Annotated in this window: 23 protein-coding genes; 13 read left to right on the top strand and 10 right to left on the bottom strand. The window is 32.7% G+C overall.

Annotated features, from left to right (window positions below; translation table 11 throughout):
- Positions 1-38 precede the first annotated feature (38 nt).
- Positions 39-278 carry a hypothetical protein gene (locus tag ACNG5D_RS00585; RefSeq protein WP_418181550.1) on the top strand — a complete coding sequence of 80 codons (240 nt, stop codon included), beginning with the start codon at positions 39-41 and terminating at the stop codon, positions 276-278.
- A 57-nt stretch (positions 279-335) separates the two neighbouring features.
- On the opposite strand, the gene ACNG5D_RS00580 is transcribed toward ACNG5D_RS00585, so the two are convergent.
- Together ACNG5D_RS00580 and ACNG5D_RS00575 are read right to left on the bottom strand one after the other, a co-directional pair.
- Entirely contained in the window at positions 336-788 is a 453-nt protein-coding gene (locus tag ACNG5D_RS00580) for a DUF1569 domain-containing protein (RefSeq protein ID WP_418181549.1), read from the bottom strand.
- A gap of 10 nt (positions 789-798) precedes the next feature.
- A complete protein-coding gene (locus ACNG5D_RS00575; RefSeq protein WP_418181548.1) occupies positions 799-1,575 on the bottom strand; it encodes a TerB family tellurite resistance protein in 777 nt (258 codons plus the stop codon).
- 247 nt (positions 1,576-1,822) lie between these two features.
- On the opposite strand from ACNG5D_RS00575, the gene ACNG5D_RS00570 reads away from it, so the two are divergent.
- From ACNG5D_RS00570 to ACNG5D_RS00550, 5 genes are all read left to right on the top strand, one after another.
- On the top strand, positions 1,823-2,233 hold the full coding sequence (locus ACNG5D_RS00570; protein WP_418181547.1) for a BrxA/BrxB family bacilliredoxin: 411 nt from the start codon (positions 1,823-1,825) through the stop codon (positions 2,231-2,233).
- A 112-nt stretch (positions 2,234-2,345) separates the two neighbouring features.
- Positions 2,346-2,735, top strand: coding sequence for a hypothetical protein (locus tag ACNG5D_RS00565; RefSeq protein ID WP_418181546.1), 390 nt, complete (start codon positions 2,346-2,348; stop codon positions 2,733-2,735).
- 25 nt (positions 2,736-2,760) lie between these two features.
- Positions 2,761-3,498, top strand: a complete 738-nt coding sequence (locus ACNG5D_RS00560) for a lysophospholipid acyltransferase family protein (RefSeq protein ID WP_418181545.1) — start codon at positions 2,761-2,763, stop codon at positions 3,496-3,498.
- Positions 3,499-3,512: 14 nt separating this feature from the next.
- Positions 3,513-4,514 (top strand): acyl-ACP desaturase, encoded by a 1,002-nt coding sequence (locus ACNG5D_RS00555; RefSeq protein WP_418181544.1) that lies wholly within the window; start codon positions 3,513-3,515, stop codon positions 4,512-4,514.
- 77 nt (positions 4,515-4,591) lie between these two features.
- Positions 4,592-5,245 carry an HD domain-containing protein gene (locus ACNG5D_RS00550; RefSeq protein WP_418181543.1) on the top strand — a complete coding sequence of 218 codons (654 nt, stop codon included), beginning with the start codon at positions 4,592-4,594 and terminating at the stop codon, positions 5,243-5,245.
- An 11-nt stretch (positions 5,246-5,256) separates the two neighbouring features.
- Here ACNG5D_RS00550 and ACNG5D_RS00545 read toward each other — a convergent pair whose 3' ends face one another.
- Positions 5,257-6,132 (bottom strand): helix-turn-helix domain-containing protein, encoded by an 876-nt coding sequence (locus ACNG5D_RS00545; RefSeq protein WP_418181542.1) that lies wholly within the window; start codon positions 6,130-6,132, stop codon positions 5,257-5,259.
- A 204-nt stretch (positions 6,133-6,336) separates the two neighbouring features.
- Here ACNG5D_RS00545 and ACNG5D_RS00540 point away from each other — a divergent pair, with 204 nt between their 5' ends.
- Together ACNG5D_RS00540 and ACNG5D_RS00535 are read left to right on the top strand one after the other, a co-directional pair.
- Positions 6,337-6,924, top strand: a complete 588-nt coding sequence (locus ACNG5D_RS00540; RefSeq protein WP_418181541.1) for a hypothetical protein — start codon at positions 6,337-6,339, stop codon at positions 6,922-6,924.
- Positions 6,925-7,216: 292 nt separating this feature from the next.
- Entirely contained in the window at positions 7,217-7,819 is a 603-nt protein-coding gene (locus ACNG5D_RS00535) for a hypothetical protein (RefSeq protein ID WP_418181540.1), read from the top strand.
- A gap of 98 nt (positions 7,820-7,917) precedes the next feature.
- Here the strand turns inward: ACNG5D_RS00535 and ACNG5D_RS00530 are convergent, their stop codons facing one another.
- From ACNG5D_RS00530 to ACNG5D_RS00500, 7 genes are all read right to left on the bottom strand, one after another.
- Positions 7,918-8,991: a PA0069 family radical SAM protein gene (locus tag ACNG5D_RS00530; protein ID WP_418181539.1), complete on the bottom strand. Its 1,074-nt coding sequence runs from the start codon at positions 8,989-8,991 to the stop codon at positions 7,918-7,920.
- Positions 8,992-9,118: 127 nt separating this feature from the next.
- Positions 9,119-9,901 carry an enoyl-CoA hydratase/isomerase family protein gene (locus tag ACNG5D_RS00525; RefSeq protein WP_418181538.1) on the bottom strand — a complete coding sequence of 261 codons (783 nt, stop codon included), beginning with the start codon at positions 9,899-9,901 and terminating at the stop codon, positions 9,119-9,121.
- 13 nt (positions 9,902-9,914) lie between these two features.
- A complete protein-coding gene (locus ACNG5D_RS00520; protein WP_418181537.1) occupies positions 9,915-11,399 on the bottom strand; it encodes a sensor histidine kinase in 1,485 nt (494 codons plus the stop codon).
- A 170-nt stretch (positions 11,400-11,569) separates the two neighbouring features.
- Positions 11,570-12,118 (bottom strand): CopD family protein, encoded by a 549-nt coding sequence (locus tag ACNG5D_RS00515; RefSeq protein ID WP_418181536.1) that lies wholly within the window; start codon positions 12,116-12,118, stop codon positions 11,570-11,572.
- 1 nt (position 12,119) lies between these two features.
- The gene (hemH, locus tag ACNG5D_RS00510; RefSeq protein ID WP_418181535.1) at positions 12,120-13,154 is read right to left on the bottom strand and encodes a ferrochelatase; all 1,035 of its coding nucleotides are present in this window, start codon (positions 13,152-13,154) and stop codon (positions 12,120-12,122) included.
- A gap of 98 nt (positions 13,155-13,252) precedes the next feature.
- Positions 13,253-13,414 (bottom strand): hypothetical protein, encoded by a 162-nt coding sequence (locus tag ACNG5D_RS00505; RefSeq protein WP_418181534.1) that lies wholly within the window; start codon positions 13,412-13,414, stop codon positions 13,253-13,255.
- A gap of 25 nt (positions 13,415-13,439) precedes the next feature.
- Positions 13,440-14,339: a helix-turn-helix transcriptional regulator gene (locus tag ACNG5D_RS00500; RefSeq protein ID WP_418181533.1), complete on the bottom strand. Its 900-nt coding sequence runs from the start codon at positions 14,337-14,339 to the stop codon at positions 13,440-13,442.
- A 189-nt stretch (positions 14,340-14,528) separates the two neighbouring features.
- Between ACNG5D_RS00500 and hemA the strand changes: the two genes are divergently transcribed.
- The 5 genes from hemA to ACNG5D_RS00475 all read left to right on the top strand — a co-directional run bounded on the left by hemA (position 14,529) and on the right by ACNG5D_RS00475 (position 20,435).
- Positions 14,529-15,794, top strand: a complete 1,266-nt coding sequence (hemA, locus tag ACNG5D_RS00495; RefSeq protein ID WP_418181532.1) for a glutamyl-tRNA reductase — start codon at positions 14,529-14,531, stop codon at positions 15,792-15,794.
- Complete coding sequence (gene hemC / locus ACNG5D_RS00490) at positions 15,787-17,361, top strand: hydroxymethylbilane synthase (RefSeq protein ID WP_418181531.1); 1,575 nt, start codon at positions 15,787-15,789, stop codon at positions 17,359-17,361. Before hemA ends, hemC begins: the two co-directional genes overlap by 8 nt.
- Before the next feature lie 78 nt (positions 17,362-17,439).
- Positions 17,440-17,805 carry a four helix bundle protein gene (locus ACNG5D_RS00485; RefSeq protein ID WP_418181530.1) on the top strand — a complete coding sequence of 122 codons (366 nt, stop codon included), beginning with the start codon at positions 17,440-17,442 and terminating at the stop codon, positions 17,803-17,805.
- A gap of 33 nt (positions 17,806-17,838) precedes the next feature.
- Positions 17,839-18,864 carry a uroporphyrinogen decarboxylase gene (gene hemE, locus ACNG5D_RS00480; RefSeq protein ID WP_418181529.1) on the top strand — a complete coding sequence of 342 codons (1,026 nt, stop codon included), beginning with the start codon at positions 17,839-17,841 and terminating at the stop codon, positions 18,862-18,864.
- 215 nt (positions 18,865-19,079) lie between these two features.
- Positions 19,080-20,435, top strand: coding sequence for a TrkH family potassium uptake protein (locus ACNG5D_RS00475; RefSeq protein WP_418181528.1), 1,356 nt, complete (start codon positions 19,080-19,082; stop codon positions 20,433-20,435).
- Positions 20,436-20,437: the final 2 nt, after the last annotated feature.

Below are 20,437 nucleotides of genomic sequence, written 5' to 3'. Positions count from 1 at the left end.
TAATCTTGTTTGCTAATATTAATAATAAAATCCCCAAGATGATGAAAAAATTACAATTACTATTTGTAGCTATGATGCTTTTACTTTCTGTTGATGTTAAAGCTGATGATGCCATTAACTCAAGTTTAAACTTAAACAACCCAGATGTTCGTAAATGTTTACTTGAAGCTACTAAAACAGAAGGTTGGAAACTAGCTGCGCTTTATATCAATGCAGACGAAAAGTTAGTTATGATTTTTGAAAAAGGTAACAACACCAAAACGTATTTAAGTAAATAATATTTTTACTTAAAAGCATACAGCAATCCAGCTAAGTTTTTATTTAGCTGGATTTTTTTATACACCAAATTGGGTTAAGTGATGATCTAGATGTTTATAAAACATATTATTCCATTCTTGTTTAGTTAATACTCCAAAAGAAAGATATGCTTTACCATCAAAATAATTTTCGCCTAAACTTTGTGTTTTTCTTAAATAATCTGTTAATCGTGCTTTTTCTTCTACAAAGTTTTTCTCATTTGTAATTACAAATTGCGGAGCCGTTCGGCTATTTTTTTTATATGGCTTTTCTCCAACAACTGCTTTTTTAACAAATAATTTTAATAGCAATTTTGTAAAACCGTTTGGTTTTGGGTGTTTATCATCAAAAGTCATTTCGTAAATCACATTACAATGTGCCAACATTTGGTCTACACTCATTTTACCCCATTGTGGTTGTGTAGTAGGTAATAGCTTGTTAATTCTATCTATAACCGTTTCGGTTTCTTTAGCATCAAAAATATTTCTCATATTTATTTTTTTAAAATCCTCGCTCTTTTTGTATTTGCTCGTAAGCGGCTTGTACTTGTCTAAACTTTTCTTCGGCACCTTTTTGGTGTTCTTTTCCTAGATGTATTACTTTATCTGGATGGTATTTTTTTGCCATTTTACGGTAGGCTTTTTTTATCTCATCTACTGTTGCATTTTTTGTTATTTCTAAAACCTTATATGCATTATCACTACTGTTATAAAACATGGCTTTAATACTTTCGTAATCTCTAGAACTTATACCTAAATAGCCTGCTATGGTGTAAATTTGTTTTACTTCATTTTCGGTTACTATACCATCGGCTTTTGCTATGCCAAATAAAAAATGCATAAGTTGCAATCGCGACGGATGGTCCATCATTTGGCGAATTTGTAAACATACTGGGCGTACCGAAATACTTTGTTTGCTTATATTTTTAAATAACTTAAAAGCATGGTTTGCTCGTTCTTTACCGTACATGTTTAAAAACTGCTGGCGTACAAAATCTAATTCGCTTTTATCTTGTTTTCCGTCTGCTTTTATTATTACCGATGCTAATATGAGTAAACTAACCTCAAAATCGCCAGATTGTGTTTGTGGGCGTTGTCTGGGTTGTGTTCTATAGGTAGCTCGGCCTTGACCTCTTGTTTGGCGTTCGCCTATAATTGGGTTTTCTTTCCCGTTGGCCATAGCATCAATAACACTTCCTAAAGCTAAACCAATTATTGCCCCAACGGGACCACCAAACGACCAGCCAATTGAGGCGCCTATCCATTTTGAAAAACTCATGTAATTTTTTTGTTTTTAATACGACATAAATATAACATTTGTTAGTATAATTTTTAGCTATTTTGTTACAATTGTACTGGGTTAAGGATAGAAGCGGCATCCTTTTTTGTTTTTTCTACAAAAAAGATATAGCGAATAGCCTGACCTTATAACGCCATAAGCGTTTTAAGGGAACCCCAAAATAATTATTGCACGATTTTTGATTAACTTTGCACTAAATATTAATTATAAAATAAAAAATTAAAATATGTATCCAGCAGAATTAGTAAAACCAATGCGTGAGGATTTAACCAACGTTGGTTTTGAAGAATTACATACTGCCGAGGCTGTTGATGCTGCCTTAGCTAAAGAAGGAACTACGCTTGTTGTAGTAAATTCGGTTTGCGGTTGTGCAGCAGCAAATGCACGCCCTGGAGCTAGAATGAGCTTACAAAATGCTAAAAAACCAGACCACATTGTTACGGTTTTTGCAGGTGTTGATAAAGAAGCGGTTAATGCTGCTAGAGAGCGCATGATTCCGTTCCCTCCAAGCTCGCCAAGTATGGCTTTATTTAAAGATGGCGAATTGGTACACATGTTAGAGCGCCACCATATTGAAGGCCGCCCTGCAGAATTAATTGCAGAAAACCTTGTTGATGCTTACAACGACCATTGCTAAAATGTAATTTTTGTAATAACATTATACTAAACCACGATTAATTCGTGGTTTTTTTTATACCTATACGCAACCTTTTTATTTAAACATCATCTTAAAATAAAAGCTACTAAAAATGAAAAACACCTCTTTTATTACATTTTTACTTTTAATTTGTTTAAGCCTAATTGCGTTTAAATGCGATGATGATATAACTCAAGAAGATGAGAAAGCAGAATTAGAAAACTTTAGATTAGAAATTGAAGATATAGCAAGCGCTTCAATATGTAACGAAACATTTGAATGTAAGTATATAGGGTTTGGTAGTAAGCCTTGTGGTGGCTATTCTGGTTATTTAATTTATTCGACTTCTGTTGATATTAATAAATTAGAAAATTTAGTTTTAAGCTATAACAAACAACATGCAAATTACAATGCAAAATGGGGTATAGCATCAGATTGTAGTATAGTAAACCCTCCTACAAGTATTATTTGCGAAAATAATGCCTGTGTTGCTATATACTAATTTATAGTTTATTTATTTTTGGGGCATGATAAAACTATTATCCTATCCCATATCGGCTATATATTATTTATTTTTTGGGCTAACACTTATTGTGTTTCATCCTATTCAATGGATTTGTTTTAATCTTTTTGGTTCCCAAACTCATCAAAAAAGTGTTAATGCCCTTCAATTTTGCTTAATGCGTTGTGCCCACCTTTTAGGTACACGGTTTACATGCTTTAAAAGCCATAAAATAGACACAAATCGTCCTTTAATAATTGTTGCTAACCACCAAAGCTTACACGATATATACCCGCTTACTTGGTATATGCGAAAACATAACCCTAAATTTATAAGCAAAATAGAATTAGGTAAAGGCATACCAAGTGTTTCGTACAACTTACGCCATGGTGGCGCCGTGCTAATAGACAGAAAAAACCCAAGACAATCCTTACCTGCGCTTATGAAATTTGGCGAGTATATTGAAACAAATAAATATGCCGCTGTTATTTTCCCCGAGGGCACAAGAAGTAAAAACGGCAAACCAAAATCGTTTCAAACCAAAGGCTTAGAAATTTTATTTAAAAAAGTACCTTCGGCATTAATAGTACCTGTAACCATTAACAACTCATGGAAAATGTTTCGTTATGGTAAATTTCCTTTAGGTTTAGGTAATCATCTTAAATTTATAGTACACAAACCTTTAGAATTGGCTACATTTGTTAATAAAGAAGAACTTATTAGCACTATAGAGTCGACAATAACAACACATATTGAACATTAAAAAAGCAAAAAAAGATGTCTTTAAAGAATAAGAGATTAGAGGTAATGAAGTTTTTAGAAAAAGACGTTGATGCGTTAATGGAAAAATACTTAATACCTATAGAAAACATTTGGCAACCAACAGATTTTTTACCAAATTCTGAAACTACAAACGATGCCTTTTTTGAAGAGGTAAAAGAAATTAGAGAACTTGCTAAAGATTTACCTTACGATTTTTGGGTGGTTTTAGTTGGCGATATGATTACCGAAGAAGCATTACCAACTTACGAATCGTGGTTAATGGATGTTGAAGGTGTAGATCAAATTGAAGGTGGCGGCAATGGCTGGGGTAAATGGGTACGCCAATGGACAGCCGAAGAAAACAGACATGGCGATGTTTTAAACAAATACCTTTACCTTTCTGGACGTGTAAACATGAAAGAAATAGAAAAAACTACGCAATACCTTATTGCCGATGGTTTTGATATTGGAACAGATAGAGACCCATACAAAAACTTCGTGTATACTAGTTTTCAAGAATTAGCCACTTACATTTCGCATAATCGTGTTGCAAAAATTGCAAAAGATAAAGGCAATAAACGTTTAGCTAAAATGTGTAAAATTATTTCTGGTGATGAAATGCGCCACCACCATGCTTATTCCGATTTTGTTGAGCGTATTTTTAAAGTAGACCCAAGCCAAATGATGATGGCCTTTCACTACATGATGAAACAAAAAATAACCATGCCTGCCCATTTTTTAAGAGAATCGGGTAGCAAAATTAGTTCTGCCTTCGAAGAGTTTTCAAACACAGCACAACGTATTGGTGTATACACCTCTACAGACTATGTAGATATTTTACAAAAACTAATTGAGCGTTGGGATATAGGAAGCATTACAGGATTAAACGATGAAGCCGAAAAGGCTAGAGATTATTTAATGAAACTACCTGCTAGAATGTATCGTTTGTCTGAACGCATGAAAATTCCAGAAAACTCATTTCAATTTAAATGGGTAGAACCTGCAGTAATTAAGTAATAAAAAAACATTTAACTATTTAAATTCCTTTCTATACACTAAATGTTTTGAAAGGAATTTTTATTTTTATTAATAACATGAACCAAAAAGACATTATATCGCAAACCATAACATTTGTACAAAACACACTCGTTAACGCTGAAGGCGGGCACGATTGGTTTCATATAGAACGCGTATACAAAAACAGTCTTTTAATTGCTAAAACCGAAACTGTTAATACATTTATAGTTTCTTTAGGCGCATTATTACATGATATTGCAGATAGTAAGTTTTATAATGGCGATGAAACAATTGGCCCTAAAAAAGCTCGCGAATTTTTATTTAAACTAAATGTAGATTCTATAGTTATAGAGCATGTTGTAAACATTATTGAAAACATTTCGTTTAAAGGCGGTAATGAACCGCAAAAGTTTAAATCGCCAGAGTTAGATGTTGTACAAGATGCCGACAGGCTAGATGCCATTGGCGCCATAGGTATTGCGCGTTGTTTTAATTATGGCGGTTTTAAAAACAGAGCGCTTTACAACCCAGATATTAAGCCAAATCTTAATATGACTAAAGCAGAATACAAAAACTCTACAGCACCAACAATAAATCATTTTTACGAAAAATTACTGTTACTAAAAGATAAAATGAATACAAAAACTGGAAAAAAAATTGCTAAACAACGACATCATTTTATGTTAGATTTTTTAAATCAATTCTATGCCGAATGGAAAGGTATAAAGTAAGGGTTTGTTTTTTACTGTATAATCATCTTTATTTCTTTCCTGTAGTTTGATGCACTTTTCCCTGTAATATCGTTAAATACTTTATTAAAATGAGAAAAATTATTAAAACCACACTCAAAACACACATCGGCAATACTCATTTCACTTTCTTCAGATAATAACTTGGTGGCATGCACTACTCTATACTCATTAACAACTTGAGTAAAAGTTTTTCCTGTAGATTTTTTAAAATATCTACAAAACGCAGGAACAGTCATGCTTACCTTATCTGCAATTTCATCTAAAGCTATATGATGCTGAAAATTTTCTCGTATATATTTAAATACCGAGCCTATTTTTGCACTATCCTGTGCTTCTGCCTCGAAAGCAAAACCATCGGCATTTAATAAAGTATAATCATCCGTCTTAGCTAAGTGGTTTAAAATTTCTAAAAACTTAATAACACGTTTTAAGCCATCATGTTCTAATAGTTTTTCAATTTTTAGACCTATTTTCTTTTTAGTATTAATTTGAAAACGAATACCTTTTTTAGCTCTTTCAAACAAAGCAACTATATGAGCCATTTCTGGAACATTAAGAAAATCTTCGCCCAAAAACTCCGCTTTAAATTGAATTATGGTTTCGGTTCCGCTAGCTGTAAGCCTATCTGAAAAGCCATTATGTGGTAAATTAGCACCTATTAATATAAGTTGGCTATTATTAAAATAAGATAAATGATTGCCTATGTGCGTTTTTCCCTGCCCCTTATTTACATAAACAAGCTCTAATTCTGGATGAAAATGCCAAAAGGCATTATTTTTATCGGCACTCTCACCATGCTGTTTTACAAGTATCGAACTTCCAAAAGTTGGGGTGAGTTTTTCTAAAGTAGGTTTCTTTTTAATCATGACCAAGATGAGTTTAAAGCAAATTTACTACTTATTATGCACACATTATATATTTAATTACCCTAAACATATGCTATATTAACTTCACATTGAATTAACAATAGGTTAACAGATAATCTAGCATATAAATTGGTCAAAATTGATGTTTTCAAAAGCCTAGTCCCTACATACCTTTGTACCGTTGAACGTTATTAAACCCAAATTATGAAAAACGTAATTAAAAACACTAAAAAAGGAATCTTAATGGTAGCACTTTTAGCTACGGTTACAGGATTCGCTATTGACGGTAACGCTAACAAAGTTGCTAAAAAAACGGCTTTGATTATTGAAAACGTAAAAGAAGGAAACTTACTTTCTATTAAAGATATATATGGTATTACATTATATAAAGAATTAATTGAAACTAATGGTTTATATAAAAAAGGTTTTGATTTAACAGAATTACCAGACGGAAATTATGTTTTTGAACTTGAAAAAGATTTAGAAATAAAAACCATTCCTTTTACAGTAAAAGCAAACAAAGTTAGCTTTAACAAAACAGACGAAAGCACTTATTTTAAACCTTTTGTAAAGCAAGAAAACGAATTTGTTTACTTATCAAAGCTTAACTTAAACCAAGAGGCTACTACAATTAACGTATATGCAAATTATGATGGAGACTTTAAACTATGCCATTCTGAAAAAATTGATGAAGGCAAGGTTATCGAAAAAGTTTTCAAATTAAAAAAAGGTAATTACAAAATACAAATAAACTCTAACAACAAAGAGTATACAACATTCATTAATAATTAGTTTAATGTCTTATTTAGTTTAGTTTAGTTGGTAAAGTGGGCTGTGGTGGCCCACTTTCATTTTTTATACCGTTTTTTTACAATCAAAAAAAATATCTTCAATGCTTTTTAATAAAAGCATTTTTTATTCTCTACAGTTTTGCCATGATATTCTTTAAAACAACACATTAATTTTACCTAAAAATGATGCAAAATTAACAGATAATTTAGCACATAAATAAGTCAATATCAATGTTTTACATACTTTTTTTCTAACATATATTTGTAGTGTTGAACGTTATTAAACCCAAATTATGAAAAACGTAATTAAACACTCAAAAAAAGGAATCTTAATGGTAACTATGCTTGCTACCTTGTTAAGTTTCGCAAATGATGCATCGTTATTTAATGTTAAAAATGATGCAAAAAGAACATCTCTTACTTTATATAATGTAAAGCAAGGCAACCTTTTATCTGTAAAAGATATTAATGGTGTAATTTTATTTAAAGAACTAATACAAGAATCGGGAACGTATAATAAAGGATTTGATTTAACTGCTTTACCAAATGGTGCTTATATTTTTGAATTAGAAAAAGATTTAGAAATTAATACCATACCTTTTACAGTAAAAGCTAACGTAGTTCTTTTTGAAAAAGAAAAAGAAAAAACAATTTTTAAGCCTATGGTAGTGGTTAAAAACAATTTAGTTTACCTTACCAAACTTGCTTTAAACGGAGAGCCTTTAAAGGTTGAAATTTACTTTAATAACTCTGCTGAGAATGAGCTAGTATTCAAAGAAAAAATTGAAAACGTAAAATCCATTGAAAGAATTTACAAATTGGAAGGCTTGGATTTAGGTAAATACAAAATAGTATTTCACTCTAACGGTAGAAAATTTACCAAGCTTTTAAATTAATTTAAGCAATCTATTTACAAGTTTTTTTAATTAAAGTGGGCTGTATTTATACAACCCACTTTCTTTTTATTTACAAAAACACAGGTTAAGATATTGGTTTAAAACAATTTAAGCTGCCCGTTTTTATAAGATTCATGTAAATTACAATTAAGCTTGGGCATTGTTTTATTTTTAAAATATTTATGTCTTGCCAATTTTATTAAATTATTTATTTGCTCGGCAATTTTACCTTCTCCTCGCATTCTGGTTCCGTATCTAGAGTCGTTTAAATTACCGCCATGACAGCTTTCTATTTGATGCAAAACCTTTTCGGCTCGATCTGGCATGGTTTTTTTAATCCAATCTGTAAATATGTTGCCAATGGCTCCATTTAACCTAACAATAGTATGCCCAATAGATAAAGCTCCAGAATTAGCTGCGGCCTTGGCTAAAGGTAAAATTTCATGACTATTTATAGACGGAATTATAGGCGCTAACATTACATTTACAGGAATTCCGTTTTCGCTTAGTATTTTAACTGTTTCTAGTCGTTTTTTTATGGTTGTCGTTCTAGGTTCTAGAATGCGCCTTGTATCTTCAGACAGCGATGTTATAGATATATTTACAGCAATTAAATTATCTTTAGCCAAGGCTTTTAAAAGCTTTAAATCTCTTAAAATTAAAGCATTTTTAGTAATAATTCCAACGGGGTGTTTGTATTTTAAAAACACTTCCAAACAGGCTCTAGTAATACTATATTTTTTTTCTGCTGGCTGGTAACAATCTGTATTTCCAGACAAAATTATAGGATAAGCTTTCCAACTTTTCTTTTTTATTTTTTGTTCTAAAAGATTAGAAGCATCTTTTTTAACCAAAATTTGCCTTTCAAAATCTAAACCAGCACCATAACCCCAAAACTCATGCGAATTTCTAGCATAGCAATAAATACACCCATGCTCGCAACCTTGGTAAATATTCATTGAATAAGCCATACCAACATCTGGGCTTTGTATTTTATTTATAATAGTTTTGGGGTATACGTCTTGATATTGGGTTTTATTTTTATTGGCTTGTTCGCCCTCTTTATAACAATATTCTAGAAAATCGTCACGCATTTCATGACTTAATTCAAAAAAACGATTAGGAACGTTTAACTGAGCGCCACGTCCTTTTATAACTGGTTTTTGGGGCATTATTAATAAATTTAAAGGGTTTGTTGCTTTATAAGTGCTTTAAATTTACTTATAATTTATTCTTAAAAATGTTAAAGTAAATATAGGTTATTAACAAAACACTAAATAACAACACACCCTTTAAAAACTATGCGCCAGGAAAATCGGCCTTTCTTTTTTCTAAAAATGCTGTAGTCCCTTCAGTAAAATCTTTAGTACCAAAGCAATTTCCAAATTCTTCAACCTCAACGTTAAACCCATTTACACCATCTTTAAAATTAGCGTTTATAGCTTTTATGGCTGCACTAATAGCAACTGTTGAATTTCTTGAAATTTTACTTGCTATTTTTTCGCAAAGTGGCAATAACTCATCAAGTGTTGTAACATAATTTACCAAACCATAACTTAATGCTTGGTTAGCATCAATCATTCCAGCTGTCATAATCAATTCCATAGCGCGCCCTTTACCAATTAATTGGGGCAAACGTTGTGTGCCTCCATACCCAGGAATAACACCTAATGATACTTCTGGCAACCCTAATTTAGCATTATCGCTAGCCACCCTAAAATGTGCTGCCATAGCTAACTCTAAGCCACCACCAAGCGCAAAACCATTTACAGCTGCAATTACTGGTGTCGATAAATTTTCGACAAAATTAAACAACAACTCTTGTCCTTTTGCAGCTAATCGTGTACCGTCGTTTACATTATAATGTGCAAACTCACTAATATCGGCACCAGCAACAAAGGCTTTTTCGCCACTTCCGGTTACAATTATAACTTTAGTATTTTTATCTTTATCTGCTGCATCAAAAGCATTGTGTAATTCTTGTATAGTTTCTCTATTTAAAGCATTTAACTTTTTTGGGCGGTTTACTGTAATGGTTGCAATTCCGTTTTTTTCTTCTGAAATGATATTATTATAACTCATAATTTATATAGTTTTATTCTTTAGGAAATGACACCTTAAACGTTGTGCCTTTATTTTTTTCTGATTCGAAGGAAATACTTCCTTTATACGTTTCTACAATATTTTTAACCATAGCCAAACCAAGTCCCATACCACTTGTTTTTGTTGTAAACTTTGGCTCGAACACCTTTTGTTTATTTTCTTCTGCTATACCTGTACCATTATCGGCTACTGTTATTACTACATTACCATTATCTTTACTTACATTAATAATAATTTTTGGGGTTTGATTTTTTGGCATGGCTTGAATGGCATTTTTTACCAAATTTGTAACCACACGTATAAGTTGGGTTCTGTCTAGCTTTGCTATTATTTCTTCGGAATTTGAAGTGAAAACAATATAATTTTCGTTAAAAATATCTAGAGCTAATTTTACAATTTTAACCACATTTAAAGTTTCGTTTTGCTGTGCTGGCATTTTGGCAAAATTTGAAAATGCTGATGCAATAGAACTCATGGTATCTATTTGCTGAATTAGTGTTTTACTATACTCGTCTACTTTAGAGTGTATATTCTCGTCTTGAGGATTAAATTTACGTTGAAAATTTTGAACCGTTAATCGCATTGGTGTTAGCGGGTTTTTTATTTCGTGAGCTACTTGTTTTGCCATTTCTCGCCAAGCTTGTTCGCGCTCGCTTTTTGCCAATTGCACAGCACTTTCTTCAAGCTCGTCTATCATGCTATTATAAGAGTTTACAAGGGCCGAAATTTCTTCGCTAGTATCGTCTACTTCTATTTTTTGGTTTCGTCTTTCTAGTCTGGTTGTATTTATTTTATCGCTAATGGTTTTTAACGATTTAGTAATATATTTTGATAACCAAAAGGCAATGGCTATAGCTGTTAGCAATACCAACATAAAAGCAAAACCTATACGTTTTAAAAACTCTTGCAGCTCCTTAACCAAAAAATCGTCTTTTTCTAGGTAAGGAATGTTTAAAATGGCAATGGCTTTAGATTTGTTATCTGTAATGTAGGTATAAGAAGATTGAAAGGTTTCTCCGTTTTCGTTATGAATATCGACATGCCTATGCTGTGCTATTTCTGATGCATTATTAAATTCTATTTGCTGGGTTAATGCATTCATAATTTCGGCTTCTATACATTTTTCTGCTATGTCGTTTTGCAGGCCTGCTTTAGATGATATTAATAACCCGCCATCTAGATCGTAAAGGTTAATTTGTAGTTTATGGATGTCGGCAATATTATAAATCTCTTCTTTAAAAATTAAGGGAATATTTTTTGTTTTTACTTCCCATGTATTTTGCCTACCGTTTAACACGCGTTTTAAATGTGTTTGTATGCTTGCTTCTTTACGCTCTAAACGGCCTTCGTGATAATCCATACTTTGCTCGTTATATTGGTATATGGCTACTGCCGATATAAGTACAGAGCCCACCAATACTAATAGTATCATGGCTAAAAATATACGTGTGCGTAAGGATAGTTTTTTTAAATTCATTGGCTTAAATATAGCAATAATCAAACCAAACAGCATTAGGCTAATTTAAAAAACTTATGTTGGCCAATACATGCGTTAGGGATTGAAGTGGAAAGCCCACAGCGAGGTACGAGCGAGGACTTGTAATGGAAAGCCCGACCCTTGTGGTAACGCCCAAATAAAAAAATGGGTTATGCTTCGGGGTTTTTATCTCGTATGCGCTTGTAAATTTTAAATCCTAACATTAGTAGAATGCCTAAAATTAAAATGCCTATTACGCCCCATATCCAGTTTATAGCACTTTTTAGTATAACTAGAAATATTACGGCAAATAGTATAAAGGTTGCGCCTTCGTTCCAGAGGCGCATATAACTAGATGTTTTTTTTACCACATTGTTTTGTAACTGCTTAAAGTACTGGTGTGTTTTTATATGATAAATAAATAGCAGTACAATAAAACCTAGTTTTACCTGCATCCAAGGTTGGTATACTAAATTTGGATTTATTGAAAATAGGCTTAAACCAAAAATTAATGCTAAAATTGCCGATGGCCATGTTATAATATACCACAGGCGTTTTGCCATTAGTTTTAATTGCTTGCCTAAAATTTCTTTTTCTGGCGATGGTTTATAAAAAGCTTCTATTTGGTAAACAAACAGCCTAGGAATATAAAATAAGCCCGCAAACCATGTTATTACAAAAATAAGATGAAAGGCTTTTATGTATTGATAATACTCCATTTTAAGCTATTTCTGTTGGGGTTTTCACCCAATTATTTATCCATTTAGAGAGCAAGTTTACAAATGCTTCATCGTCGTTTAAACAGGGTACGGTTGTAAATTCTTTTCCTCCAACTTCGTAAAATAACTCTTTGCCTTCCATGGCTATTTCTTCAAGAGTTTCTAGGCAATCGCTTACAAAGGCTGGCGTTACTATGGCCATGTTTTTTATGCCTTTTTTACCTAAACGTTCTATAGTTCTGTCTGTGTACGGTAATAACCAAGGGTCGAACCCTAATCGAGATTGAAAAGATGTTGAGTATGTGTTTTCTTTTAAATTTAATTTTTGGGCTACTAATCGTGTTACCTCTAGGCATTGGTGCCTATAACAAAACTCGTGTGCTTTACTTGGTGTTACACAACAACTGCCATCTATTTTACAATGCGATTTTGTAACGTCGCTTTTACGAATATGGCGTTCTGGCACACCATGGTATGAAAACAATAAATGTTCGTGATTCTTATCTTTTAAATGATTTTTTATGGCATTTGAAAGTACCTCGATATAATCGGGTTTGTTATAAAATGCTGGTACAGATTCTATTTTTAAATTTGGAAAATGTTTTTGGCGAAGTGCTTCTGCCAAAACCGTAATGGTTTCGGTTGTTGCCATAGCAAACTGCGGGTATAAAGGAAATAAAAGAACCTCTTCTGCCCCTTTATCTACCAATTCCTGGAGTCCTTTTTTAATAGTCATGCTACCATATCGCATAGCTAATGCTACGGGTTGCTGTACTTGTTCTTGTATTTTATGTTGTAGTCTTTCTGATATTACTATAAGCGGAGACCCTTCGTCCCACCATATTTTTTTGTAAGCTGCTGCCGATTGTTTTGGGCGTGTGTTTAATATTATACCTTTTACAAGTGCTGTTCGGGCTGCAAATGGAATATCGATAACGCGCTCGTCCATTAAAAACTCACCTAAATACTTTTTAACGTCTTTTGGCGACGGGCTATCTGGCGATCCCAGATTTACTAGTAAAATTCCTTTTTTCATGTTGTAAAAATACGATACTAAAAATAATGACTATGCTTAACAATAAACATTTTAGCTTTTGTGTTATAAATAAATTTTATTAGTTAATTACAAAACTCTTACAACTGTTTATTATTAACTTTGGGGTTATATAATTTTGGTCGCTTATCGGTATAATTGCAATCTTGAAATATACCGCAAGACACATTGGTTCTTGCCAAAGATTTACCAAGGTTAATGTTTTTAGACATAGCCGCTATTTCTGGGGTTAGGTATTTCATAGTATAAATGGTTTTTTTAATTAAATTAAGCTAAAGACATTACATATTTTTTTGGTGTTGTGCCATACTTCTTTTTAAAGGCAGCTATAAAATGACTTGATGTACTGTACCCTACTTTATGCCCAACTTCGTTTACATTATCGTTACCAGCTTCTAAAAGTTTACGCGCTACTTCCATTTTATAATCAAACAAAAAACTAAATACAGAGTCGCCATAAATTTGCTTAAAACCCTCTTTAAGTTTTTTAAGACTCAAACCAATTTCGTCTGCTAATTCTTGTAAACTTGGTGGTTCTGCCATTCTAGACACAATAATATCTTTGGCTTTTCTAATTTTAATAACATTGGTTTCGTCTACCAGAAACGGGCATTGCTCAACATTAGCATCTTCACTTCTGTTAAAATATAAACTTAACAACTCGTATGCTTTTCCTTTAAAATATAACGGTTTTATAGATTGGTTTAAATTATAATTAATTAATTGATTTAATACTATGGCCATAGATGGTGAAATAACGCCATCTTTATAATATTTTTTATCCTTATTATCGTCGCTTAAAAATGTAATATAGTCGGCTTCTTGCGAGAATAAGCCATGAAACTTTTTTATAGAAATTAAAATAGAAACAATCCATGAATTAGGATCTACCTGAAGGTTTATTGGCAGCTCTCGCTGTGGGTTATAAAGCAACAACGAGTTTTCTTCATGAATATCTAAAGTATAACGACCTTGGTTAAAAACAAACTTAGTTGCGCCTTTTACACAAAAATGAAACTGCAAAAATGTGCTATCTATTTCTTTTGCAACCTTTTGAAGCATGTTTGAGTCGTTCTTAAACATTAAAATTAAAAAACCATCTTCAACATTTGTTTCTTCAAAAGAACTTTTAGCGATACTTTTTTCTAGGTTTAACTCTTGATTCATAATTCTTTTATTTAGATTCATTCTAAACTAAACAGTAAAAACATGCCTAATTCACTACAAAAATATGACAAATATCATGTTTTAAGAAAAAAGAACGCTAAAAAACCACAAACGACACTAAAAGTTCTTTTAGCGTTACTTTTTTTTAAACCATACTTATATTTTTGCCTCACATTTTCAGGTATAGCAATGCAGAAGTATAACATTAGTAAGAGTAGTTCTTTTTATGCTATTGGTTTAAGTTACAAAAAAGCCGATGCAGATATAAGAGGTCGTTTTAGTTTAGATGAAAACTCTAAATTAGAATTACTAAATCAAGCTAAAGAAAATGATATTGAAAGCTTAGTAGTAACTTCTACTTGTAACAGAACCGAAATTTATGGTTTTACCCAACACCCATTTCAACTTATTCAACTCCTTTGTGAAAACACTAGAGGAACTGTAGACGAATTCCAAAACGTTGCTTACGTATACAAGAATAAAGAAGCTATAGCACACATGTTTCGTGTTGGTTCTGGTTTAGATAGCCAAATTCTTGGCGATTTTGAAATAATAAGCCAATTAAAAATTAGTGCTAAACTTTCTAGAAAGTACGGCTTATTAAACAATTTTACAGAGCGTTTAGTAAATGCTGTTATTCAAGCCAGTAAACGTATTAAAACCGAAACTAATATTTCTTCGGGTGCTACATCCGTTTCGTTTGCCTCGGTTCAATATATATTTAAAAATGTAGAACATGTTTCTAGCAAGAATATCTTACTATTTGGCACAGGGAAAATTGGCAGAAACACTTGCGAAAATTTGGTAAAGCACACCAAAAATGAACATATTACTTTAATTAACAGAACTAAAGATAAAGCAGAACAAATTGCAGGAAAATTTAATCTTTTGGTTAAAGACTATGCTAACTTACAAGAAGAGGTAAGCACTTCTGATATACTAATTGTTGCTACAGGCGCTCAACGCCCAACTATAGACAAGCACATTATTCAGTCTAAAAAGCCACTTTTAATTTTAGACTTGTCTATACCTAAAAATGTTGATGAAAACGTACAAGATCTAGATAACGTAACTCTTGTACATCTAGATCATTTATCGCAAATTACAGACGAAACTCTAGAAGCAAGAAAAGCACATATACCTTCGGCAGAAATAATAATAGAAGAAGTAAAAGCCGAATTTAATAGTTGGTTAGAAACCCGAAAGTTTGCACCAACCATTAAGGCTTTAAAACATAAATTAACCGATTTTGCTTCAGCCGAATTAGATACGCAACGCAAAAAAAATGCAGATTTTAACGAAGCGCAAGCCACGTTAATTAGCAATAATATTATACAAAAAATCACCAATCATTTTGCACATCATTTAAAAGACGATGATGTTTCTACAAATGATAGTTTGGAACTCATTAAAAAAGTATTCCAATTAGAAGAACCTAAAAAAACCAATGTCTAAAACCATTAGAATTGGCACACGCGATAGCGAATTAGCGCTATGGCAAGCCAACATAGTAAAAAAATTACTAGAAGAAGCAGGTCATAAAACCGAACTCGTTCCCGTAAAATCTACCGGCGATTTAGTTTTAGATAAACCGCTTTACCAACTAGGAATTACCGGAATTTTTACCCGAACTTTAGATATCGCCATGTTAAATCATGATATCGATATTGCTGTACATTCGCTTAAAGATGTGCCAACCGTTTTACCAAAAGGTATTGTGCAAGCAGCCGTTTTAAAACGTGGCAACGTTAACGATACTTTGGTTTTTAAAAACAACGAAGAGTTTTTAGGATCTAGAGACGCCATTATTGCCACAGGAAGCTTACGCAGGAGAGCACAATGGCTAAACCGCTTTCCAACACACACCATTACAGATTTAAGAGGTAATGTAAACTCGCGTTTACAAAAGCTTAAAGATAATGACTGGAATGGAGCTATTTTCGCTGCGGCGGGAATTGGCCGAATTGGAATACGACCAGAAGAAGCCATTAATTTAGACTGGATGATTCCTGCTCCTGCCCAAGGCGCAATAATGATTACAGCTTTAGACGAAGATGACTTTATAAAAGAAGCTTGCGCTGAATTAAACCACGAAGAAACCGAAATTTGCACCACTATAGAACGCGAATTTTTAAACAAACTAGAAGGTGGTTGCACAGCACCAATTGGAGCCTTAGCCTATATTAAAGACGAAGAAATTAACTTTAAAGGCGTATTATTAAGCCCAGACGGAACCAAAAGAATTGATGTTACTCGCGTAAAAAAACTAGGCGAACATAACGATATGGCTCAGTATTGTGCCAATTTTGTTATTGAACGTGGCGGAAAACGTTTAATGGATAAGATTAAAAATCCAGATAAAAAAACAAACGTATATTCTACAAAAAGTTTTACCGAAGACCAACGCTTATTATTTCATGAAAAGGTAGTTGCAGAGAGTTCAGACTTTATAAAAATAAGTTTGAATAGGATTCATCCACGTTTCTTAAAAAACGAAATTGAAAACGTAGTAATTACTAGCAAAAATGCAGTAGAATCTTTAACTACAAATTATTCGGCTGTAGAATTACAATTCAAAAATATATACTGCGTTGGCCGCAGAACAAAACGTTTAGTCGAAAATAAAATAGGTAAGGTAAAGCACACCGAAAAGAATGCTAAAAAACTAGCCGATTATTTAGTCGATTATATAGAGGGCACAGAAGTAACATACTTTTGTAGCGATTTAAGGTTAGACGACTTACCTACCATTTTAACTAAAAACAACATTAAAGTTAACGAAATTGAAGCTTACCAAACCAAATATGATGGTGTAAAGGTAGACGATTCTGTTGAGGCTGCTATGTTTTACAGCCCATCAACCGTTGAGAGTTTTGTAAGAAGTAATAAAAACGAAGTCATTGCATTTTGCATTGGCGAAACCACAGCAAAAGAAGCCAGAAAACACTTTAACGATGTTAGAATTGCTAAGGTTCCTACTGTAGAGAGCGTAATAGAATTAGTAAATGAGCATTATGTTTAATTGCTATTAGTTCTTGGCTTTTAGCACAACTACGTAATATAACCAACAGCTAAAGGCAAATAGCCAAAAGCTAACAAAATGAGAGACTTTAAAAAATTAGACATTTGGAAAAACGGTATTGAAATTGTAACGCAAGTTTATCAATTATCACATAAGCTACCTTCCGAAGAAAAGTTTGGTTTAAGAAGTCAAGTTACTAGAGCAGCAGTTTCTGTACCATCGAATATAGCAGAAGGATGCAGTAGAAATAGTGAAGTTGAATTTAAACGCTTCATGGAAATATCAATTGGATCTCTTTTCGAAGTAGAAACTCAACTTATTATAGCTCAAAAGTTAGAATTTATAAAAACAGACGAACTTAAAACCATTTTTAGCTTAATTCAAAAACAAGCAAGAATGATAAATAGTTTAATAAGCAAAATAAAAATAGTTAATGCTTTTTAGCCAACCGCTAAAAGCCAAAAGCCAAAAGCTAATATGATAAAAAACGATTTATTTTTAAGAGCATTAAAAGGAGAAACCGTAGAGCGTCCACCAGTTTGGATGATGCGTCAAGCAGGACGTTACCTTCCAGAATTCATGGAAATAAAGGCTAAATACGATTTCTTTACACGTTGCCAAACACCAGAACTAGCCAGCGAAATCACAGTACAACCTATCCGTCGTTACGGTATGGATGCCGCTATTTTATTCAGCGATATTTTGGTAATTCCGCAAGCTATGAATATTGAGGTGCAAATGAAACCAAATTTTGGCCCATATTTGCCAAATCCAATTCGCACACAAAAAGATGTCGATAATGTTATTGTGCCAGATGTTACCGAAGCTTTAAACTACGTGTACCAAGCCATAAAAGCCACCAAAGAAAAACTAAATAACGAAATTCCGTTAATAGGTTTTGCAGGTTCACCATGGACCATTTTATGCTATTGCGTACAAGGCCAAGGCAGTAAAAACTTCGATAAAGCCAAAAAATTCTGCTTTACAAATCCGGTAGCAGCACACCAAATGCTTCAAAAAATAACAGACACAACAATTGCATATCTAAAAGAAAAAGTAAAAGCAGGTTGTAACGCCGTACAAGTGTTCGATTCTTGGGGCGGCATGCTTTCTCCAGACGATTATCAAGAGTTTTCTTGGCAATACATACAACAAATAATCGATGCTTTAAAAGACGACGCACCAGTAATTGCCTTTGGTAAAGGCTGTTGGTTTGCCTTAGATGTTATGGCAAAATCTGGAGCTTCGGCACTTGGTGTAGACTGGACCTGTTCTCCAAAAAACGCCCGTTATTTAACCGGTGGTAATATTACGCTTCAAGGAAATTTCGATCCAACACGATTATATTCTTCACCAGAAAAAATTAAAACTATGGTTACCGATATGATTAACCAATTTGGTAAAGATAAATACATCGTTAATTTAGGGCACGGTATTTTACCAGACATACCTTTAGAAAACGCAAAAGCATTTATAGATGCTGTAAAAAACTATAAAGCTTAAAATTTTTAAGGCGTCACCTACTTTTTTAGTAACAATTAGTCATAAAATTCAACTAATAGGCATAAAAAAGTAGGTCGGGCTTTCGGCAGTCGCTTTTTTGTGTTGCATAGACGCAACAACACAAAAAGAGCTTCAACAAATGCCTCAATCCCTAACGCAAACACATACACACTAAAGCCGAAAATAGTTTAAATAATTCTGCAAAACAGAATGTTATGCCAAATAAAATTCAAAAATTAACTAAAAAATACACTTTACTAAAAAAAAGCTGGACACCGCAACAAAATCTTTTTTATGGTTTTTTTACTTATATTCTTTTAGGTTTTATATTACTGTGCTTACCTATATTCCAAAAAGGAGAAGCCTCTATTTTAGATCACTTATTTATTTCCACCTCAGCAGTATCAACAACAGGTTTAGTAACCATTTCTATATTTGATACTTATAACCTTTTTGGCCAATTAATAATTATGGTGTTAATTCAACTAGGAGGTATTGGGTATCTAACCTTTACTACATTTATGTTATTGTCTACCACTAGAAAAATGACCCTTTGGCACAAAAAAATATTATCAACAGAGTTTACGCTTCCAAAAACCATAAAGATTAACGATTTTTTAAAATCAGTTATTCTATTCACTTTTATAATGGAATTAATTGGAGCCATACTATTTTTTATTGCTTTTAAAAACGATGGTATGCCTTTTTTAGAAGCCCTTTGGTCATCCATTTTTCATAGCATAAGTACTTTCTGTACTGCTGGTTTTAGTTTATTTAATAATGGCTTTACCGATTATGTAGATAATAATTTTATAAACTTCATCATTGCTATGCTTGCCATTTGTGGCTCTTTAGGGTTTATTGTAATTACCGATTTAGGTTTATGGATTAAACACAAAGCACACAAAATAAGCTTTACAACAAAAATTATTTGTTATGGCTTCTTAATTTTATTAACTCTAGGTACACTATTCTTTTACTTTTTCGAGCCTTCAATAATAGCTCTATCTGGCAAAACTCGATTTTTAGCTTCCTTTTTTCAAACCATGACAACCATGACAACCGTAGGGTTTAATACCGTCGATTTTGGTTCCTTCTCACAAGCCATGATGCTAATCTGTATTTTCTTAATGTATATTGGTGCATCACCATCAGGTACTGCTGGAGGTATAAAAATTACAACCCTAACAGCGGTTTTTGCCATTCTGAAAAGCCAATTAAAAGGCAGGAAGCACATCACTTTTTTAGGACGTATTATTCCTTATGAAAGATTATACACAGCCATGTCGGCATTTATATTTTACACCATAATTATATTAATAGGAACATTTTTAATTACTTTAACAAACGACTTTAGTTTTGAAAACATCCTATTTGAAGTAGCTTCTGCCCTTGGTACTGTTGGAGTAAGTACTGGCATAACTGCAGAAATAAATACATTTGGAAAAATAGTTATTATCTTTCTTATGTTTATTGGTCGCTTAGGTGTACTTACCTTTGGTTTAGCAATATGGTCTAGAAATATAAGAGAAGAAAAGAAAAACTTTTTAACAGAAGATATAGCCGTTTAGAT

This window comes from Algibacter ulvanivorans (genome assembly GCF_048381495.1).
Taxonomy (GTDB): Bacteria; Bacteroidota; Bacteroidia; order Flavobacteriales; family Flavobacteriaceae; genus Algibacter_B; species Algibacter_B ulvanivorans.
Note: the sequence above shows the minus strand (reverse complement) of the source record. Positions and strands in the feature narration are given on the sequence as shown.

What these genes read in the sequence shown, in the direction of transcription:
- ACNG5D_RS00585 (WP_418181550.1), top strand. Translation starts at nt 39, where the DNA reads ATGATGAAAAAATTACAATTACTATTTGTAGCTATGATGCTTTTACTT.
- ACNG5D_RS00580 (WP_418181549.1), bottom strand. Translation starts at nt 788, where the DNA reads ATGAGAAATATTTTTGATGCTAAAGAAACCGAAACGGTTATAGATAGA.
- ACNG5D_RS00575 (WP_418181548.1), bottom strand. Translation starts at nt 1,575, where the DNA reads ATGAGTTTTTCAAAATGGATAGGCGCCTCAATTGGCTGGTCGTTTGGT.
- ACNG5D_RS00570 (WP_418181547.1), top strand. Translation starts at nt 1,823, where the DNA reads ATGTATCCAGCAGAATTAGTAAAACCAATGCGTGAGGATTTAACCAAC.
- ACNG5D_RS00565 (WP_418181546.1), top strand. Translation starts at nt 2,346, where the DNA reads ATGAAAAACACCTCTTTTATTACATTTTTACTTTTAATTTGTTTAAGC.
- ACNG5D_RS00560 (WP_418181545.1), top strand. Translation starts at nt 2,761, where the DNA reads ATGATAAAACTATTATCCTATCCCATATCGGCTATATATTATTTATTT.
- ACNG5D_RS00555 (WP_418181544.1), top strand. Translation starts at nt 3,513, where the DNA reads ATGTCTTTAAAGAATAAGAGATTAGAGGTAATGAAGTTTTTAGAAAAA.
- ACNG5D_RS00550 (WP_418181543.1), top strand. Translation starts at nt 4,592, where the DNA reads ATGAACCAAAAAGACATTATATCGCAAACCATAACATTTGTACAAAAC.
- ACNG5D_RS00545 (WP_418181542.1), bottom strand. Translation starts at nt 6,132, where the DNA reads ATGATTAAAAAGAAACCTACTTTAGAAAAACTCACCCCAACTTTTGGA.
- ACNG5D_RS00540 (WP_418181541.1), top strand. Translation starts at nt 6,337, where the DNA reads ATGAAAAACGTAATTAAAAACACTAAAAAAGGAATCTTAATGGTAGCA.
- ACNG5D_RS00535 (WP_418181540.1), top strand. Translation starts at nt 7,217, where the DNA reads ATGAAAAACGTAATTAAACACTCAAAAAAAGGAATCTTAATGGTAACT.
- ACNG5D_RS00530 (WP_418181539.1), bottom strand. Translation starts at nt 8,991, where the DNA reads ATGCCCCAAAAACCAGTTATAAAAGGACGTGGCGCTCAGTTAAACGTT.
- ACNG5D_RS00525 (WP_418181538.1), bottom strand. Translation starts at nt 9,901, where the DNA reads ATGAGTTATAATAATATCATTTCAGAAGAAAAAAACGGAATTGCAACC.
- ACNG5D_RS00520 (WP_418181537.1), bottom strand. Translation starts at nt 11,399, where the DNA reads ATGAATTTAAAAAAACTATCCTTACGCACACGTATATTTTTAGCCATG.
- ACNG5D_RS00515 (WP_418181536.1), bottom strand. Translation starts at nt 12,118, where the DNA reads ATGGAGTATTATCAATACATAAAAGCCTTTCATCTTATTTTTGTAATA.
- hemH (WP_418181535.1), bottom strand. Translation starts at nt 13,154, where the DNA reads ATGAAAAAAGGAATTTTACTAGTAAATCTGGGATCGCCAGATAGCCCG.
- ACNG5D_RS00505 (WP_418181534.1), bottom strand. Translation starts at nt 13,414, where the DNA reads ATGAAATACCTAACCCCAGAAATAGCGGCTATGTCTAAAAACATTAAC.
- ACNG5D_RS00500 (WP_418181533.1), bottom strand. Translation starts at nt 14,339, where the DNA reads ATGAATCAAGAGTTAAACCTAGAAAAAAGTATCGCTAAAAGTTCTTTT.
- hemA (WP_418181532.1), top strand. Translation starts at nt 14,529, where the DNA reads ATGCAGAAGTATAACATTAGTAAGAGTAGTTCTTTTTATGCTATTGGT.
- hemC (WP_418181531.1), top strand. Translation starts at nt 15,787, where the DNA reads ATGTCTAAAACCATTAGAATTGGCACACGCGATAGCGAATTAGCGCTA.
- ACNG5D_RS00485 (WP_418181530.1), top strand. Translation starts at nt 17,440, where the DNA reads ATGAGAGACTTTAAAAAATTAGACATTTGGAAAAACGGTATTGAAATT.
- hemE (WP_418181529.1), top strand. Translation starts at nt 17,839, where the DNA reads ATGATAAAAAACGATTTATTTTTAAGAGCATTAAAAGGAGAAACCGTA.
- ACNG5D_RS00475 (WP_418181528.1), top strand. Translation starts at nt 19,080, where the DNA reads ATGCCAAATAAAATTCAAAAATTAACTAAAAAATACACTTTACTAAAA.